Below are 17,042 nucleotides of genomic sequence, written 5' to 3'. Positions count from 1 at the left end.
TGGCCTGCTCATAGTTGCATCCGCGACAGAAGCCGCGCTACGAAGGCTGCCCTAACCCGGACGGGTCGACCCCTCTGGGGTGAACATCGTGCGCAGCATCGACAACAGCTCCGAGCGGGATTCCGCGCCCAGCCGCCGCCGGATGCGCGCCACGTGATGCTCGACGGTCTTCGCCGAGATGAACAATTGGGCGCCGATGTCGCGGTAGGGCAGACCCTGCAGCAGCAGCTCGGCGACTTCGCGTTCACGCTCCGACAGCGCAGCCGGACCTCGGGCGGGGGTCTGCGGCGCGGCCACCGGCGTGCCGGCGGGCCCGGCGGTGGGCGGTTCGGTGCCGTTCACGGTCTGCTTGAGGTCGCGTGCCAACTGCAGCATCGCCTGCGACACCCGCGGATCGGCGGTCTGCAGCGCCGCCTGGCCGGCCAGCCGGGTGGCGTCCCACGTGTGGCCGACCTGAGCCAGCCCGCGGGCGGCGGTCGCCACCTCGGCCGCGTCGACGTGATCGGCCAGCACACGCAGCCAGGTGCGACCGGCACCGGCGAGCGTTCTGGCGAACGGAGCATGAGGGGAGGCGGCGGTGAGCGCCTGACCGTGCGGGGCCACGGCGTCGGGCGCGTTGGCCAGGATCCCCGCGTGCACACCGGCCCAGTGCAACGGGACCGCCCACAGCACGGGGTCCTCGAGTCGGTCGAGCAGGGCGAACGCCTCGTCGAGCACATGCTGGAGCCGGTCGACCTGGCGCAGGCGGGCGGCCGCGACCCACAGCTCACCGAGCGGCAGCAGCGTGAACAGGTCGATCGAGTACTCGGCCAGCACCTCCATCGCCGTATACCAGTGCTGCTGGAGCGCGCCGCTGTCACCGCTGCGCCGTGCGACCGCGGTCTGCAGCGCGGCGGCCCACAGCGCGTCGCGGCGGTGCGGCGTGGGACCCACGGTGCCCGACGCGGCCTGCAATTGTCCGTCCTGCATCAAGGCCCAGCCCAGCAGCAGGCGATGCCGCGCGGTCGCGGCATCCTCGACGTCCGCATCGGTGCCCTGCAGCGCGCGACCGAGAACGCTGCGGGCCCGCACCGGATCCCCGCCGTGCAACGCGACCAGCGCGACCAGCGCCGCCGGGGTGTCGGGGAAGGCGCCGAACAATCGGTGGTCGGCCACCAGGGACTGGCTCAGCCGGGCCACCGCCGCCGGATACGGCTGGTCGAGCGTCATGACCAGCCCGGCGGTGATGCTGCGTGCGGCGCGGGCCACCGACGTCGGTGGCCCGGAGCTCGGCGCGTCGAGCGCCGCACGGGCCCCGGCGGCGTCCCCGGCGGCCAGCGCGGTGATCGTGGCGGCGGCACCGACGACGGCGTCCGGCGTCGGCCCGAGCCAGCGGAACAGATCCTCGGCCTGCCCCGAACTGCCGTCCTGCATCGCGAGACTGGCGGCGATGCGCACGGCCGCGGCGCGCCGGTCGGGGTCGGGCGCGCCGAGCAGTTCGTCGGCGATCCGGCGCGCGGTGGCGACGTCGCCGGTCTGTGCCAGCGCGTCGGCGAGATGGCTGCTCAGCGCCTCGGCGCCGGCTTCCCCGGCGGCGCGGTAGAGGCGGGCGGCTCGCATGCGCTGTGTGTGGTGGCGGGCGGCGAACTCGGTCAGCGCGCCGGCCAGCCGGTCGTCGCGCAGACCGTGCTCGGCCAGGCGCAGTGCCAGCTCGGCGGTCAGCGTGGACAGCTCCAGCTGCGAGGACAACACCGCCACCTCGATGTCGTGGTGGCGTGCCGCGCCCACGATCTGCGCGACCGCGTCGTGCACGGTGTGCAGGAAACCCTCCGGATGCGCCGGCTCGAGCAGTCCGCTCGCCCGCGCCCGGTCCACCGCGGCCAGTGCCGCATCCGGGGGCATCGTCAGTGCGGCCGCGATGTCGTCCGGTCCCAGATCCAGGCTCAGCGACGACACCAGCAGGGTGTCGAGCAACTCGCCGTCGATTCGGCGCAACCGGTCGATCAACCCGAACCGCGCGGCCCGGCGCACACCGTTGGCGCCTTCGCCGGTGGCGGCGAGCGCAGCGTGCAGCAGAAACGGCAGCCCGGCGGTGGCCGACACCAGCAGCCGCACCAGATCGGGGCCGGCAGGCGCTCCGAGCGCCGCCGTCGCGACGCGGCCGATCTCCGCCGGCGGCAACGGCCCGAGGGCGACGGGCGGGCTCTCCCGTTGCAGCGCAACGCTCAGCGCGCGTAGCTGCGCGTGATGGACCCGCGGCTGGGTGGCCACGACGAGGGTGACACCGGGATCGGCGGCCAGGTCGGTCAGCGCGGCGAGGTCGGTGTCGCCGAGCAGGTGCGCATCGTCGATGACGATCGCGGTCTCCGGGTCTGCGCCGGGCCGGGACACCACCGGACGACCCGCGGACCGAAAGGTCGCCCGGAGCGCGGCCAGCACGGTCGTCTTGCCGGTACCGAAACCACCGGTGACCAGAAATTTGACCGGGTCGCGCGGGTCGGCGTCCACCGCGGCGACGGCCGCGCGCGCCGCCGGGGGTAGCTCCGCCCGTCGGTGTGGCCCCGCTCCGGTCATGGTGGCGGGGTCAGGCGCCGTCGGGAATCACCGTGGTGGTGACCGGGTCCGGCGGGTCGGCCGTCGGCTCCGGCGCGGCGGTCGTGGTCGGCGGCGGTTGCGTCGTGGTCGGGGGCTGCGTCGTGGTGGGCCGTGTGGTGGTCGGCCGCGTGGTCGTCGTGGTCGGCGGCGTGGTCGTGGTCGTCGTGGTGGTGGTCGTGGTCGTCGTGGTGGTGGGCGCTGTGGTGGTGGTCGTGGTCTCCGACGGTGAGGATGTGGTCGACTCCGGGGGAGGCGGCGGAGGCTGGCTGACCGTGGTGGTCGCCACCCCGTCCGGGCCGACGGTGACGGTGGTGACCGGAGGCGGAAGCTCCTGGGGCGCGGCGTCCGACGGTGGCGGGGTGGCGGTCTCGGTGACCGGCGTGGTGTCGGCGTCCGAACCGGTCAACGTGATCGCCAGGCCGCCCATGGCCAGCAGGGCCGCAGCGGCGGCCGCCCCGAACAGCACGGTCGGACGCTTGTACCAGGGCAGCGGGGCGGGTTCGTCGAGATAGTCCTCGTCGCCGGCGAAGGCCACCGGCGGGCGGGCACCCGTGGCGCCGGCCGCGGTGTACGCGCCGGCCCCGGTGTAGTCGTCTCCGGTGTAGGGCAGCACGTCGCCGGCCGACTCATCGTCCTGGGACCAGGCCAGCGCACGGAAGGTCGCCGACGCGGCGCCGTCGTCGGCGGCCGCACCGGCCGCCAGCCCCGCAGCACCGGCGGCCCAGGCTGCCGGCGCCATCGCCGTCGGGGTGTCCGCGGCCGGCGCCAGTCCGGTCGCGGCGTCGGCCTCGATGCTCCGGTTGGCGACCAGCGCCGCCCCGGCGGCGATGTTGAGATGCGACTCGGGGGTGGTGACGACCGGTGCGCGCAGTCGCTCCGACAGTCGCTGGGTGACCAACGGGATGGCCGCCCCGCCGCCGACGGTCGCGACCGCCGACACCCGCTCGGCGGCGATGTTGTTGCGCCGCAACGTGTCGTCGATGGCGTCGAGCAGCCCGCCGAGGGGTTCGGCGATCAGCTGCTCGAGCTCGGGACGGGTCACCCGGACGTCGGAACGGAAGCCCGGCAGATCGGCGGGGATGACCGCGGCGGTCTCGGCGGACAACCGCTCCTTGGCGTTGCGGCACTGTTCGCGCAGTTCCAGCAGAGGGCCGACCGCAGCCGTCCCGGCGGTGTCGGCCGAGCCGGCGTCGCTGACGTCGCGCAGCACGTGGTCGAGCAGGGCCCGGTCGATGGCCTCGCCCGAGAAATCGGGGTAACGCACGGTCTGACCGACGGCGTCGAGGTTGGCGCCCGCGTCGGCCAGCGAGATGCTCGTTCCGCCGGCGCCGAGGTCGATGAGTGCGATCACGCCGTGGTCCGGCAGGCCGGGCGCGGCCTGCAGCGCGGCCAGCGCGGCGGCGGAGTCGGGGATCAGGGCGGCCGGCGCTCCGTCGGGAGACAGGTTGGGCCGGGTGCGCAGCGCGCCGCGCAATGCTCCGACGGTCGCCGGACCCCAGTAGGACGGGACCGCGATGGCCACCGGTGAGCCGCCGTCGACGGTGCGCGCCATCGCCGAGAGGGCTTCGGCCAGCAGTTGTTCGGCGCGGTGCGCCGAACCGTCGGTCGCGACGAGCGGGACGGGGTCGCCGACCCGGTCGACGAACCCGGTCAGCACCAGGCCGGTGACGTCGCTGGCGGGCAGCTGGTCGGCGGCACCGACCTCCGGGGCCCGATCGGCGTAGAGGTGCAGGATCGATCGCCGGGTCACCGGCGGACGGCCCACGCGGGCCGCTACCAGGTTGGTCGTCCCGATGGACAACCCCAATGGTTCGGTCATGACGGCGCCTCTCCTGATCTGGGCCGTGCACCACGATAGCGGCTGGATCGCGATGGCCGGCGGATGTGCCCCTAGCGTGGCGAATCCCCTATAGGGCGATCCCCTAATGCCGGTCCCCGACGGTTGGGCTGAGCACCGATCCGGTCGGCTGGTGACGTGGATAGCATCGGTGGCAGCCGGGCGGCTCCTGCCAGCCGCCTTCCCCGACCCGGACGATCCGAGGATGTGACGACCATGGCGAACTCACTGCTGGATTTCGTGATGTCGCTGGTGCGTGACCCCGAGGCCGCGGCCCGCTACGCCGCCGACCCGGCCGGCGTCCTCGCGGATGCTCAGCTCGGCGCTGTGACCAGTGTCGATGTCGACAACCTGCTGCCCGTGGTCGCGGAGTCGCTCTCGATGAACGGCCCGGCGTACGACGTCGGGGGTTTCGGTGAAGCGTTCACGGCGGAGTCGGCCGGCAATGTGTGGGCCAGTGGTGCCGCCACCGCGGCGTTCGACGCGTTCGACGACCGATTGCCGACGGTGGCCGATACCGGCCTGGACGTCGCGATGCCGGACCGGGTCGACATCGACACCGCGGGCGCGGACCTCGTGGCGCCGGCGTCGGTGTCCGTCGACGATGTGGATACCTCGCTCTACCACGCAGAACCGCTGGTCGACGACGTCCTGCCCGTCGAGCCCGCATCGGTCGACGACTGGGTCGGACCGGTCGGCGGCGACGCACCGGCCGAGCTGGACGAGCACGGCCCGGCGTTCGACATCTTCGACTGACAGATTCACGAGTCCCGACCCCGCGGGGAGCATCGCTCCCCGCGGGTTTTTTTGTGTCCTGACCTGCGCCGAAATCCGCTTACCCGACATCCCCGACGCAGTCCCCTAATCCCCTAACGACTGACCCCCCTCTTCCCTAGGTGGGTTCGCTCGGGGATGGGAGCCGACCCCGTTTCCGGCGCATCCTCAACTCCATACCGTGGTCTGCAGATCGCCGGAAACCCCCGGCGGAACGAGAAAGGAACTGCCATGCAGACTCTCATCGACTTCATCCTCGACCTGTTCCGCAGCCCGGCGGCGGCGACGTCGTTCGTGATGGATCCGGACGGCGCTCTGCGCGACGCCGGCCTGCCGAACGTCACCGCGGCCCAGCTGGCCTCGGTGGCCGCCACGGCCGCACCGGCCGGTTACGCGCTCGGCGGCGGTGACCCGGTCGTCGGCCTGCAGCGCGCGGTCGCCGATCATCACCAGCTCGCATCCAACTTCGCCTCCCCGTTCTCGCCGCAGACCTCGTGGGCGCCGACGTTCGCCCCCGAGACCGAGACCGACCTGCTCAGCGGCAACAACGTGCCGGTGGCCAGCCCGGTGCAGGATGCCGGCGCCAACGCCCAGAACGGCGCCTTCAACCTGGGCTTCGGTGACATCACCTTCGGCGACAAGAGCACCAACACCGCCACCGATGGCGGCGTGGTGGTCGACGGGGACAACGACGGCGACATCGTCAGCGGCGACGGTGCGGTGCTCGGCGATGGCAACACCATGAACAACGGGGACATCCTGGCCGGTTCGGGATCCAACGTCGTGGTCGGCAAGGACAACGAGGTCGAGGACAACTCGAAGACCGCCGGCGGGGACCTGATCGCCGACAACGACGCCCCGGTGCTCAACGACGTGGACACCAGCGGCGGCAACGGCGGTGGCGCCGACGGCGGCGGCAGCCTGATCGGTATCGGCGGCGGCAACGCGGTCGGCGGGTCCGGCGGCAGCGGTGGCGGCATCGTGATCACCGATGACGACGTCAACACCGGGACGCAGGTCGACGGCGACTACGGCAGCGAGAACGTCGAGGACAACTCCGAGGACAACTCGGTGCGCACCGAGGTGGAGACCGACGTTTCCACCTCTACCGAGAGCGTCGTCGAGGACAACTCGTCGAGCTACGAGTCCAACCTCGGGTCCGGCAACGTGACGGAGACCGATCTCTTCTCCGGCAACAGCACCGGGATCGAGACGAACACCGGCCTCGACGCCGACCTCGCGTCGAACAACGCGGCGCTGGCGGGCCTCGACGCGTTCTGAGCCGACACCGCGCCGCTGGCGGGGATCCTCGTGGTCCCCGCCAGTCGGCGCGCTTACCGTTGAAGCACCCGACGCCGGAGGCGACATTCGATGACACAGGCGAGAGATCAGCGGACCGAGGGCGCGTTCGTGGAGCTGATCGACCACACCAGCGCGATCGCCGAAGCGCAGGACCGGGGCGATCTGGTGGCGCGGCTCGCCCGGGCACGGCAACGGGTCAACGACCCGCAGATCCGGGTGGTCATCGCCGGCCAGCTCAAACAGGGCAAGAGCCTGCTGCTCAACTCGCTGCTGAACATACCGGTGGCCCGGGTCGGCGACGACGAGTCGACGGTGTTGGCGACCGTGGTGTCCTACGGGGAGCAGCCGTCGGCGCGGCTGGTGGTCGCACCCGGCGAGGGCCGCCGGCCCGAACTGGTCGAGATCCCCGTGGAAGACCTGCGCAACGATCTGCGCCGCGCGCCGCAAGCCGGTGGGCGGGAGGTGCTGCGCGTCGAGGTGACCGCCCCGAGCCCGCTGCTCAAGGGAGGACTGGCGTTCGTCGACACCCCGGGCGTGGGTGGCCACGGGCAACCGCACCTGTCCTCCACGCTGGGGCTGCTGCCCGACGCCGATGCGATGTTGATGATCAGCGACACCAGCGCTGAGTTCACCGAACCCGAGCTGACCTTCCTGCGCCAGGCCCTCGAGGTCTGCCCGCTCGCGGTGATCGTGGCGACCAAGACCGACCTCTACCCGCACTGGCGCCGGATCGTCGACGCCAACGCGGCGCACCTCCGGCGCGCCGGGATCGACCTGCCCATCATCGCCGCGTCGTCGACACTGCGCGGTCACGCCGTGGCGCTCAACGACAAGGAGCTCAACGAGGAGTCCAATTTTCCGGCGATCGTGCGGTTCCTGTCCGAGGAGGTGCTGGCGCGGCAGAAGGAGCGGGTGCGTCGCTTCGTCCTCGACGAAATCCATGCGTCGGCAGAGCATCTGCTGCTGGCGGTCGAATCGGAGCATTCGGCCTTGACCGACACCGGCGCCCGTGAGCGGCTGACCGCCGAGTTGGAACGGCGCAAGGCCGAAGCCCAGGAGGCGTTGCAGCAGACCGCGCTGTGGCAGCAGGTGCTCAGCGACGGGATCGCCGACCTGACCGCCGATGTCGACCACGACCTCCGACAACGGTTCCGCGCCATCACCTTCCACACCGAGCGGGTGATCGACACCAGTGACCCGACGCTGAACTGGGCCGAGATCGGAGCCGAACTCGAGGAAGCGGTCGCCACCGCCGTCGGGGACAACTTCGTGTGGGCCTACCAACGCGCGGAGGCGCTCGCGGCCGACGTCGCCCGCACGTTCACCGAAGCGGGACTCGACGCGGTGCGGATGCCCACGATCGACGCCCGGGAGATGGGCGCCGACCTCGGGGAGTTCCGGTCGGTGTCGCAACTGGACGCCAAGCCGCTGAAGCTCGGGCACAAGATCGTCACCGGCATGCGCGGCTCCTACGGCGGGGTGCTGATGTTCGGCATGCTGACCTCCTTTGCCGGCCTGGGGATGTTCAACCCGCTGTCGCTGGGGGCCGGATTCATCCTGGGCCGCAAGGCCTACCAGGAGGACATGGAGAACCGGATGCTGCGGGTGCGCAACGAAGCCAAGACCAACGTGCGCCGGTTCGTCGACGACGTCGCGTTCGCCGTCAGCAAGGAGTCCCGCGACCGGCTCAAAGGCGTCCAGCGGCAACTGCGTGACCATTACCGTGAGATCGCCAATCAGCTCACGCGCTCGCTCAACGAGTCGCTGCAGGCCACGCTGGCCGCGGCCAAGCTCGAAGAGAACCAGCACAACGCCCGGGTCGCCGAGCTCGAGCGGCAACGCAAGATTCTGCGGCAGGTGCTCGAGCACGTCGAGAAACGGAGCTCACTAAGCTCGTAGGGTCCGACGTCGGCAGAAGGAAACGGTCCACCCTGAGTACCAGCGACCGAGTGCGCGCGATCCTCGGCGGCACCGTCGCCGCCTACCGGGCCGACCCTGCCTACGTCCGGCGCACCGACGTGCACCAGACGCTCGAACGCATCGGCCACCGGCTCAACGAACCCATCCGCATCGCGCTGGCCGGCACGCTGAAGGCCGGTAAGTCGACGCTGGTCAACGCGCTCGTTGGCGAGAACATCGCCCCCACCGACGCCACCGAGGCCACCCGGATCGTGACGTGGTTCCGGCACGGCCCGACCCCGCGCGTGACGGCCAACCACCGCGGGGGGCGACGCACCGACGTGCCCATCGCCCGAGGGCCCGCGGGACTTCACAATGATCGGGGCCTGACCTTCGACTTCACCCGCCTCGATCCCGCCGACGTCGTCGATCTCGACGTGCGCTGGCCCGCCGCCGAACTGGCCGACGCCACGATCATCGACACCCCCGGTACGTCTTCGCTGTCGCGGGACGTCTCCGCGCGGACCCTGCAGCTGCTGGTTCCCGACGACGGGGTGCCGCGCGTCGATGCCGTGGTGTTCCTGCTGCGCACCCTCAACGCCGCGGACATCGCGCTGCTCAAGCAGATCGGTGAGCTCGTCGGTGGGTCGGCCGGGGCGCTCGGAGTGATCGGGGTGGCCTCGCGGGCCGACGAGATCGGCGCCGGCCGGATCGATGCGATGATGTCGGCGCGCGACGTCGCCGAGCGGTTCACGACCGAGATGGACCGCACCGGAATCTGCCAGGCCGTGGTGCCGGTGTCGGGGCTGCTCGCGTTCACCGCCCGCACGCTGCGGCAGAGCGAGTTCGTCGCGCTGCAGAAGCTCGCCGCGACCGACCACACCGATCTGAGCAAGGCGATGCTGTCGGTGGACCGGTTCGTGCGCGAGGACAGTCCGTTGCCGGTCGACGCCGCCACCCGCGCCGCGCTGCTGGACCGGTTCGGAATGTTCGGCATCCGGATCTCGATCGCGCTGCTGCGGGCCGGTACCTCGGATTCGGTCGCGCTGGCCGGCGAACTGCTCGAACGCAGCGGGCTGGTGGCGCTGCGCGACGTCATCGACCAGCAGTTCGCCCAGCGCTCGGACCTCCTCAAGGCCCACACCGCGCTGTTGAGCCTGCGGCAGTTCGTGCAGGCGCACCCGATCTACGCGACACCGCGCATCCTGGCCGACATCGAACCGCTGCTGGCCGACACCCACGCGTTCGAGGAGTTACGGCTGCTCAGCGCGCTGCGGTCGCGGCCCACCACGCTCAACCCCGACGAGATGGCCTCGCTGCGCCGGCTCATCGGCGGCTCGGGCACCGACGCGGCCAGCCGGCTCGGGCTGACCCCCGACACGGCGTCCGACGGCCCCCGGGCGGCGTTCGCTGCGGCGCAGCGGTGGCGCCGGCGCGCCGACCATCCGCTCAACGACCCGTTCACCGCCAGGGCATGCCGGGCGGCCGTGCGCAGCGCTGAAGCGCTCATCGCCGACTACGCGCACAGCGAACCCGGACCGGCTTAACGTTTGCGCCCCGGCCGGCGACATAGAAGGTATGCGCGCTTCCCTGGGTCTGTCGCTGGGTGCAGCCAACCTGGCCGCCGTCGCCGATGGGCGGCCCACCGTCCGGCGCGCGGTGCTCACGGTGTCGGCGCATCATCCGCCGCAGCTCGGCGTCCCGGCAGCGCCGGGCCTGCCGATGACCGGGTTCGTCGACCGGGTCGGCGACCCGGTGCCACTGGTCGCAGCTGACGGGTCCACCTACCGGGCCGACACGTTGACCGCGATGGCGCTCGAGGCGCTGACACGGGCGGCCCGACCGCAGCGTCGACCGGACTGCGCCACGGTCGCGGTGCCGGCCCACTGGTCGCCGTCGACGATCGCCGCGTTGCGTGCTCGCGTCCCCCATCTGGGTGTGGTCTCCGACGCTGTGGCGGCGTTGACCGCGCTGCAGGTGAATCCGGGCCTGCCGGGCCACGGGGTGGTGGCGCTGTGTGACTTCGGCGCGACCGGTAGCAGCATCACGCTGACCGATGCTGCTCACGGCTTCGCGCCGATCGGACCCACGGTGCGCGACACCGAGTTCTCCGGTGAGCTGATCGACCAGGCCCTGCTGCGGCATGCGTTGAGTGGGCTCGACCTGGACCCCGCCGGGACGGCGGAGGTGGCCTCGTTGATCGATTTGCGTGACCGGTGCCGCGGCGCCAAGGAGCGCTTGTCCGCCGACACGGCCGCGGGTCTGGTCGCGGCCGGGTCGACGATCCGGGTGACCCGCGGCGAGTTGGAATCACTCATCGCCGATCCGCTGGACCGGTTCATCCGGCTGCTGCAGGACACACTGCGTCACGCCGGCATCGTTCCCGCGCAGGTGTCGGCCATCGCCACTGTCGGCGGTGGAGCTCGGATTCCCGCGGTCACCGAACGTCTTTCGCAGGCGCTGCGGATTCCGGTGGTCACCACGGTGGCGGCCCAGATCGTGGCTGCGGCCGGCGCGGAGCTGATCGCCCACCGCTCCGCCTACCAGGAGCCGCCCACCATGCTGGCGCCGCTGCCGATGCCGGCGCCCGAGTGGGAAGACACGATGGCGGCCATGCCGCTGGCCTGGTCGGCCGAGCCCCCCGAAGCGGATTCCGGTGTAGCGGAGCCCGTCGGCGAGCTCACGGCCTACGCCCGTCCCGACGTGCGTTTCGACGAGTTCGGCGACGAGCAGCAGGATTTCGATACGCCGGCGTGGTACCGGCGACCCGGAGTGCTGTTCAGCGGGGCCGCATGCCTGGCGGCGCTGGCGGCGACCGGACTGCTACTGACCACGCAGGCCGACTCGACCGAGAGCGTGGCCGCCGGGACATCGGGTATCGAGGCGCCGGTAGCCAGCCAGCCGATCGCGCCGCCGCCAGCGCCCGGGCCGGCGACAGTGACCGAGATCATCGCCGCTCCGCCACCGCAGCCGGTCCCGGCGGCGGCGCAGGTGCCGCTGCCCCAACGTCAGGCGGTGGAGAAACAGGCGGCCTCGCCGCCGGCCCCGCCTCCGGCAGCACCGGCGCCCGCACCCGTCGTGGTGCCCCCTGCCGCACCCGCGCCGACCCCGTCGCCTAGCCCGACCCCGACGCCCACGCCGACCCCGTCGCCCACACCGAGTCCTTCACCTACACCGACGCCGACCTCGACGCCCACGCCCACACCGACCCCGACGCCGACCCCCACCCCGACGCCGACACAGACCCCGATGCCCACGCCGACGCCGACGCCGACCTCGACGCCGACCCCGACGCCGACACCGACCCCGACGCCCACAGCGACGCCTGCGCCGACTTCGTCTTTGACGCCGTCCTCGACGGTGGCGCCGGAACCCGCGGCCGAGCCGTCGACCGACGAGTGCGTGCCCACGGCGGACTCGCCGTGCTGACCGGATCCTGACTCAGGGCTGTTCAGCGGGCGGAGCGGTCTCCGTGATCGTCTGCGTCTCGGTCTCGGTCTGAGTCACGACGCTGGTGCTGGTGCTCGTCTCGACCGTGGTCGTCGGCGTGGTCGTGGTGGTCGTCGTGGTCGTGGTCGGCGCCGTGGTGGTCGTGGTCGTGGTCGGCGCCGTGGTGGTGGTCGTCGACGGCGACGTCTCGGTCACCGTCACCGGCGGCACCACCGCGGGGGCCGTGGTGGTCAACGGGGTCAGCGACGTTGTCGTGGTGGTCTCCGACGTGGAGTCCCCGGTGATGGCCTTGGCCAGGCCGTAGACCACGAGCGCGATGAGCACAGCGCCGATCGCGCCGAACGAGATCAGGGCGACCGGCTTGCGGTACCAGGGCGTCGGGGCGGCCTCGGGCCCGCCCGGCTGACCGTAGTCACCGTAGCCGTACCCGCTCATCTGCGTCGGGTCGTCGTCGCGGTAGAAGTTCTGGTCGTCGTCGGGTCCGTAACCTGCCACGAGACCAGATAGTAGGCCCTGCGGGCTACGGGTCCGGGGACACTGTGCGTGTCGGGGTGAGGCGCGGCCGGGTGCGTGACGTCGGGCCCGCCTCCGGGTCCCGGGTCCGCGGTGGCCGGGTGCTCGGCGTGGTCCGGGTCGTTTCGGAAGTCTCCGAGGTCTCCGACGTCGAGGTCGGGTCTGCGGGGTCGATGTCGGTGGTGGCCGGCGGACTCGTGCTGGTGACCGTCGACGTCCGGGTGGTCGTGGACCGGCCGGACTTCGCCGGCGTGGTGGAGCGGCTGGTTTCGACGAAGTACAGCGGGGCCTGAGTGGGCTCGGACTGACGCGTCACGTACAGCACTGCCGAGATGACCACGGCGATGGCAGCCAGCGCCGCTACGCTGGCTGCGAGCAGGGTCGAGGTGCGGTTGTGCCACGCCACGGACTGCTGCCCGTCGTCATCGCGTTCCCGGCCCGCCACGGCAGCCGATAGTAGCGGTGGTCGCGGCGGGCGGCCGGGTCAGCGCAGTTGCGCGACGACCTGCTCGGCGAAGAACTCGATGTGCTCGACATCGGACATGTCGAGGACCTGCAGGTAGATCCGCTGCACGCCGGCTTCCAGGAACGGTCCCAGCTTGTCGACGATCTCGGTCGGGGTACCGACGGTCGGGGAGTTCGAGCGCAGCTCGGCGACCTCGCGTCCGATGGCCGCCGCTCGCCGCGCGATCGTGTCGTCGTCGGGGCCGGCGCACAGCACGAACGCCGCCGAATAGGTCAACGAATCCGCCGCCCGGCCCGCCGACTCGACGGCCGCCGCGACGCGGCGGTACTGGGTGGTCAGCGTGTCCAGATCGACGAACGGAATGTTGAACTCGGCGGCGAACCGGGCTGCCAGCGCCGGGGTGCGCTTGGCGCCACCACCCCCGATGATGATCGGCGGATGGGGGGACTGCATCGGCTTGGGCAGGGCCGGGGAGTCGCCGACGCTGTAGTGCCGGCCGGTGTAGTCGAACGTCTCGCCCGCGGCTGTGGTCCACAGGCCGGTGAGGATCTCCAACTGTTCGGTCAGCCGGTCGAACCGCTCGCCGAGCGGCGGAAACGGTATCGCGTAGGCGCGGTGCTCGGCTTCGAACCAGCCCGCGCCGAGCCCGAACTCCACCCGGCCGCCGCTCATCTCGTCGACCTGGGCCACCGAGATCGCCAACGGCCCCGGATGGCGGAAGGTCGCCGAGGTGACCATGGTGCCCAGCCGGATCGTCGAGGTCTCGCGCGCCAGGCCGGCCAGCGTCACCCAGGAGTCGGTCGGCCCGGGCAGGCCGTCGCCGCTCATCGCCAGATAGTGGTCCGACCGGAAGAACGCCGAGTATCCCGCTGCCTCGGCGGCGCGGGCCAGCGTGAGCTGGTCGGCGTAGGTGGCGCCCTGTTGCGGTTCGACGAAAACGCGAAAATCCACCATCGGTGTCGACTCCTGTCGTGGTCCGGGGTTCACAGTCCGGCGCGGGCCCGCTTGACCCGCTCGACCACGTCGGGTGGACCGTCGAAGGTGACCCGCGCTTCGTCGCGGCCCGCGACGAACATCAGCAGTTCGCCCGGGTCGCCGGTGACCACGATCTCGGGGCCGCGTCCGACCTTGCCCAGCGTGTCACCGGTCGGCGTCGCCAGCACGATCGTCGCCGGCGCCTTGCGTAACGTCATCCGCGCCATCGCGGCCACGGGCCGCCGCAGTGCGGCAGTGGTCTGGTCGTCGAGGGGGCGGGGTACCCAGCCCGGCCGGGCGCGCCGGATGTCCTCGTGGTGGATGTACATCTCCGCGACGTTGGCGACCGCGTCCAACGGCTTCAGCGGCGAATACAACGGCGGGCCCGACGCGGTCAGGTCCACCAGCCGGTCCCAGTCCGTCGACGCCGCCGTCTGGTTCTGCACCCGCTCGGTGTAGCCGGCCAAGAACGGCAGCAGGATGCCCGGGGCCGCGTCCAGGCGGCGTTCACGGACGACGAGGTGGGCGGCCAGATCCCGGGTCTTCCACCCCTCGCAGAGGGTCGGTGCCTCAGGACCGACCTCGCGGAGTGCGGACACCAGAGCGGCGCGTTCACGCTGTGCGACGGTCATGGGTTCGGGTGTTCCCTTCTGCGCCGCCTCAGAATCACCTGATTGCCGGCGCGCTGTGCAGCGGCGCCCAGCACCTCAGAAGGTCTCGACGCCCTCGACACTGATCATGATGCCGCGACCGGTGCGGTCGTTGGTGAAAGTGGTGCCATCCGCGCGCGCATCGATCGTCCACCCGACTGCCGAATAGGTCCGGTAGTCGAGGGTGACCGCCGGAATGTCCCCGATGTTGCCCAGCACCCAGGCCAGCTGGCCGTTGGCGGTGTAGCGCACCCCGTTGGCGGGCAGCCCCTCAATCTCGGGGGCGTCGGCGAACGTCGATTCGCAGCCGACCTCCTGCTCGTTGAGCTGGCATCGGGTCTTGCCGGACTTGGTCTCGATGAAGACGTAACCGTTCTGCGGTCGGAGCACCTCACCTCCAGGTGCTGGGGTGGGCTCCGGCCGCGGTGGCGGCGACGGGGTCGGCGTGGGTGCGGGCGCCGTGCGCGACGGCCGGGGTGTCGGGAATGTCGGTTCCTGCCCGGACGGCGGGGTGGCGACCGGCCGGCCGGTGGTGCTGTTCGTGCACCCCGCCAGCACCATGCCCGCCGCGGTCACACCCGCGCACGCGGCTACGAGGACCTTGCGCACAGCCCCACGGTACGCGGGCTGTGATGCATGTGGAGCTTGTGACTCGCGGGGGCGGTGGGCTCGCTCAGGACTCGTCGTCCTCGATGATGTGCATGGCGGCTTCTTCCGCCGATGCCGCACCGCCGCTGATCCCGACGTCGTCGGCCACCAGATCGGCTTCGGTGTCCTCGCCGAAACCCATGTCCGGGGCGATCAGGCGGCCGGCGCGGCTGCGACCGACTTCGTCGTGACGGGGGAATTCGGCGTCGCGTTCGGCGTCGTCGGCGCGCTGTCGCTCCTCGTCGTCGAGGTAGACGTTGAGCCTGGCCATCGGGTCCGGCTCCTCCTCGGAGAGAATCTGGTCCATGCTCTCCGACGGCCCGAAAGCGCCACGGGCCCAGGGCCGTTCGGGCGGGGAGTAGCCCTCGTCGAGCAGGTCGTCGGTGCCGCGATCGATGAGGGTGTCCTCGGCGGACAACTGGTTCTCGTCGTCCTCGTCGTACTGCCCCGATGCCGGCCCGGTCCCGTATGAGGTGGTCATGTCTTCATTCTGGGACCCGGCCTGGCATCAGGGCTAGGGCCGAACGGCCTCGGCGTGCCGTGTTCCCGGTAGACCTGCCGGAACTTGCCGCTGCGTGGGTGCAGCTGCGGTGGCAGGTCGTCCTTCTCGACCGACACCTCCAGCGCCCCCAGCCCGGCCAGATAGGCGCTCAACCGCGTCCGCAACACGTCCCAGACCTGCGCCGCGTCAACTCCGGGTCTCGTGCGGAACCGCACGCGCAGCGCTGCCGGGCCGTGCTGGACGAGTTGACAGGCGGCGACCCCCGGCGTCTCCTCGGCGACCGTCGCGACCGCCAGCGGCAGCACGCGGATCCGGTCGCCTGCCGGGGTCGCGAAGACAAGCGTGTCATCGGTGCGGCCGCTCACCTCGATCACCGGGAACGGGCCTGCACAAGAACACCTTTCAGGCTGGACGATGATCTGATCGCCGATCTGGTAACGGATCACCGGCTGGATCCGGTTGGCCAGGTTGGTCACCAACGCACCGTGCGACCGACGTCCGGGTGGGACGGGCTGATCGTGGTCATCGACGGGCTCCAGGATGTACCAGTCGCTGTTGACGTGGAGCTGCGCAGCCGAGCATTCGTAGGTCAGCCCGACGGCCTCGGACGTCCCGTAGTGGTTGCCGACGCGGCAGGCGAACGCCGTCCCGATCCGCTGTCGTGCCGCGTCGGTCAAGGTCTCGCCCGCCGCGTTGACCAGGGCGGGCGCTATGCGTAGGCGACCCGCGCGCTGCTCGCGGGCCAACGCCTCCAGCGCGCTGGGGTATCCGCCGAGGACCACCGGTTGGAAGGCGTTGAGTTCGCCGACGATGTCCTCGATACGGGCCAGCGCAGAGAGCAGGCGCTGCATCCGGCGTCGCCAGGGCTTGGAGCGCACGCGACGGGCCATCATCGTGTTGCCGAGGAAGTGGCCGTCGGTCACGAAGACCGCGGCGAGTCGGCCCCGACCGCGCACCAGGGGCCAGATCACGTCGGACCGCAACAACGTCGGCGGGAGGGCGCGGACGTAGCCGAGCGCGTTGTAGACCGCCACCGCGCGCAGGTCGTGCAGCAGGATGGCCGGGGTCCCGGTGGACCCCGACGTGGTGCAGACCACGTAGCGGTCGAGGTAGTCGCGGCCGACCTGGGCGGGGTCGGCGAGAAACGCCTCGACCCCGGCGCGGCGCACCGCCGGATCGGTCACCCAGTCGTCGAAGTGGGTCATCGCGTCGGGTTTCGTGATCGCGGGCAGCCGCGTGATGTCGGTCGGCCCCGACCGCGCACCAGGGGCCGGGATGTCGCGATACCGGTCGGCGTAGTACGCCGAGTGGGTACGCGCATATGTGACCAGGTCGGCGAGCCGGCGCCGCTGCAGGGCGGCGATGGCCGCCGGTCGCTGCCGACCGGCGCGGAAGACCGTCCAGGCGGTGTCCGTCCCCATGGGATCCATGGTGCGCGGCAGCGGCGGCCGG

At 71.6% G+C, this 17,042-nt stretch carries 14 protein-coding genes; 6 read left to right on the top strand and 8 right to left on the bottom strand.

What is annotated here, in order from left to right; genetic code table 11:
- Nucleotides 1-51: 51 nt before the first annotated feature.
- Together iniR and G6N31_RS19360 are read right to left on the bottom strand one after the other, a co-directional pair.
- Nucleotides 52-2,553, bottom strand: coding sequence for an isoniazid response ATPase/transcriptional regulator IniR (iniR, locus tag G6N31_RS19365; RefSeq protein ID WP_098006322.1), 2,502 nt, complete (start codon nt 2,551-2,553; stop codon nt 52-54).
- A 10-nt stretch (nt 2,554-2,563) separates the two neighbouring features.
- Entirely contained in the window at nt 2,564-4,393 is a 1,830-nt protein-coding gene (locus tag G6N31_RS19360) for an Hsp70 family protein (protein WP_098006319.1), read from the bottom strand.
- Between the two features lie 234 nt (nt 4,394-4,627).
- On the opposite strand from G6N31_RS19360, the gene G6N31_RS19355 reads away from it, so the two are divergent.
- The 5 genes from G6N31_RS19355 to G6N31_RS19335 all read left to right on the top strand — a co-directional run bounded on the left by G6N31_RS19355 (nt 4,628) and on the right by G6N31_RS19335 (nt 11,815).
- Nucleotides 4,628-5,167 (top strand): Rv0340 family IniB-related protein, encoded by a 540-nt coding sequence (locus G6N31_RS19355; RefSeq protein WP_098006317.1) that lies wholly within the window; start codon nt 4,628-4,630, stop codon nt 5,165-5,167.
- Between the two features lie 249 nt (nt 5,168-5,416).
- The gene (locus G6N31_RS19350; protein ID WP_098006316.1) at nt 5,417-6,466 is read left to right on the top strand and encodes an IniB N-terminal domain-containing protein; all 1,050 of its coding nucleotides are present in this window, start codon (nt 5,417-5,419) and stop codon (nt 6,464-6,466) included.
- Nucleotides 6,467-6,556: 90 nt separating this feature from the next.
- Entirely contained in the window at nt 6,557-8,386 is a 1,830-nt protein-coding gene (iniA, locus tag G6N31_RS19345; RefSeq protein WP_098006314.1) for an isoniazid-induced dynamin-like GTPase IniA, read from the top strand.
- Nucleotides 8,387-8,418: 32 nt separating this feature from the next.
- On the top strand, nt 8,419-9,933 hold the full coding sequence (locus tag G6N31_RS19340; RefSeq protein WP_098006312.1) for a dynamin family protein: 1,515 nt from the start codon (nt 8,419-8,421) through the stop codon (nt 9,931-9,933).
- A 31-nt stretch (nt 9,934-9,964) separates the two neighbouring features.
- Complete coding sequence (locus G6N31_RS19335) at nt 9,965-11,815, top strand: Hsp70 family protein (protein WP_163722266.1); 1,851 nt, start codon at nt 9,965-9,967, stop codon at nt 11,813-11,815.
- Between the two features lie 12 nt (nt 11,816-11,827).
- On the opposite strand, the gene G6N31_RS19330 is transcribed toward G6N31_RS19335, so the two are convergent.
- The gene (locus tag G6N31_RS19330; protein WP_098005503.1) at nt 11,828-12,331 is read right to left on the bottom strand and encodes a hypothetical protein; all 504 of its coding nucleotides are present in this window, start codon (nt 12,329-12,331) and stop codon (nt 11,828-11,830) included.
- A gap of 71 nt (nt 12,332-12,402) precedes the next feature.
- Here G6N31_RS19330 and G6N31_RS19325 point away from each other — a divergent pair, with 71 nt between their 5' ends.
- Entirely contained in the window at nt 12,403-12,642 is a 240-nt protein-coding gene (locus tag G6N31_RS19325; protein ID WP_163722264.1) for a hypothetical protein, read from the top strand.
- A 191-nt stretch (nt 12,643-12,833) separates the two neighbouring features.
- Here the strand turns inward: G6N31_RS19325 and G6N31_RS19320 are convergent, their stop codons facing one another.
- The 5 genes from G6N31_RS19320 to G6N31_RS19300 form a co-directional block, all read right to left on the bottom strand.
- A complete protein-coding gene (locus tag G6N31_RS19320) occupies nt 12,834-13,769 on the bottom strand; it encodes an LLM class F420-dependent oxidoreductase (protein ID WP_163722262.1) in 936 nt (311 codons plus the stop codon).
- Between the two features lie 29 nt (nt 13,770-13,798).
- Complete coding sequence (locus tag G6N31_RS19315) at nt 13,799-14,422, bottom strand: TIGR03085 family metal-binding protein (RefSeq protein WP_098005506.1); 624 nt, start codon at nt 14,420-14,422, stop codon at nt 13,799-13,801.
- 75 nt (nt 14,423-14,497) lie between these two features.
- The gene (locus tag G6N31_RS19310) at nt 14,498-15,001 is read right to left on the bottom strand and encodes a hypothetical protein (protein WP_098005588.1); all 504 of its coding nucleotides are present in this window, start codon (nt 14,999-15,001) and stop codon (nt 14,498-14,500) included.
- A gap of 112 nt (nt 15,002-15,113) precedes the next feature.
- Nucleotides 15,114-15,569: a DUF5709 domain-containing protein gene (locus tag G6N31_RS19305; protein ID WP_098005508.1), complete on the bottom strand. Its 456-nt coding sequence runs from the start codon at nt 15,567-15,569 to the stop codon at nt 15,114-15,116.
- Nucleotides 15,566-17,011 (bottom strand): phenylacetate--CoA ligase family protein, encoded by a 1,446-nt coding sequence (locus G6N31_RS19300; protein WP_179964204.1) that lies wholly within the window; start codon nt 17,009-17,011, stop codon nt 15,566-15,568. The genes G6N31_RS19305 and G6N31_RS19300 overlap by 4 nt, the downstream gene beginning before the upstream one ends.
- Between the last annotated feature and the right edge of the window lie 31 nt (nt 17,012-17,042).

Origin of the sequence: Mycolicibacterium duvalii, assembly GCF_010726645.1 — a bacterium.
Lineage (GTDB): Bacteria > Actinomycetota > Actinomycetes > Mycobacteriales > Mycobacteriaceae > Mycobacterium > Mycobacterium duvalii.
This window is presented reverse-complemented; position numbering and strand designations above follow the sequence as displayed.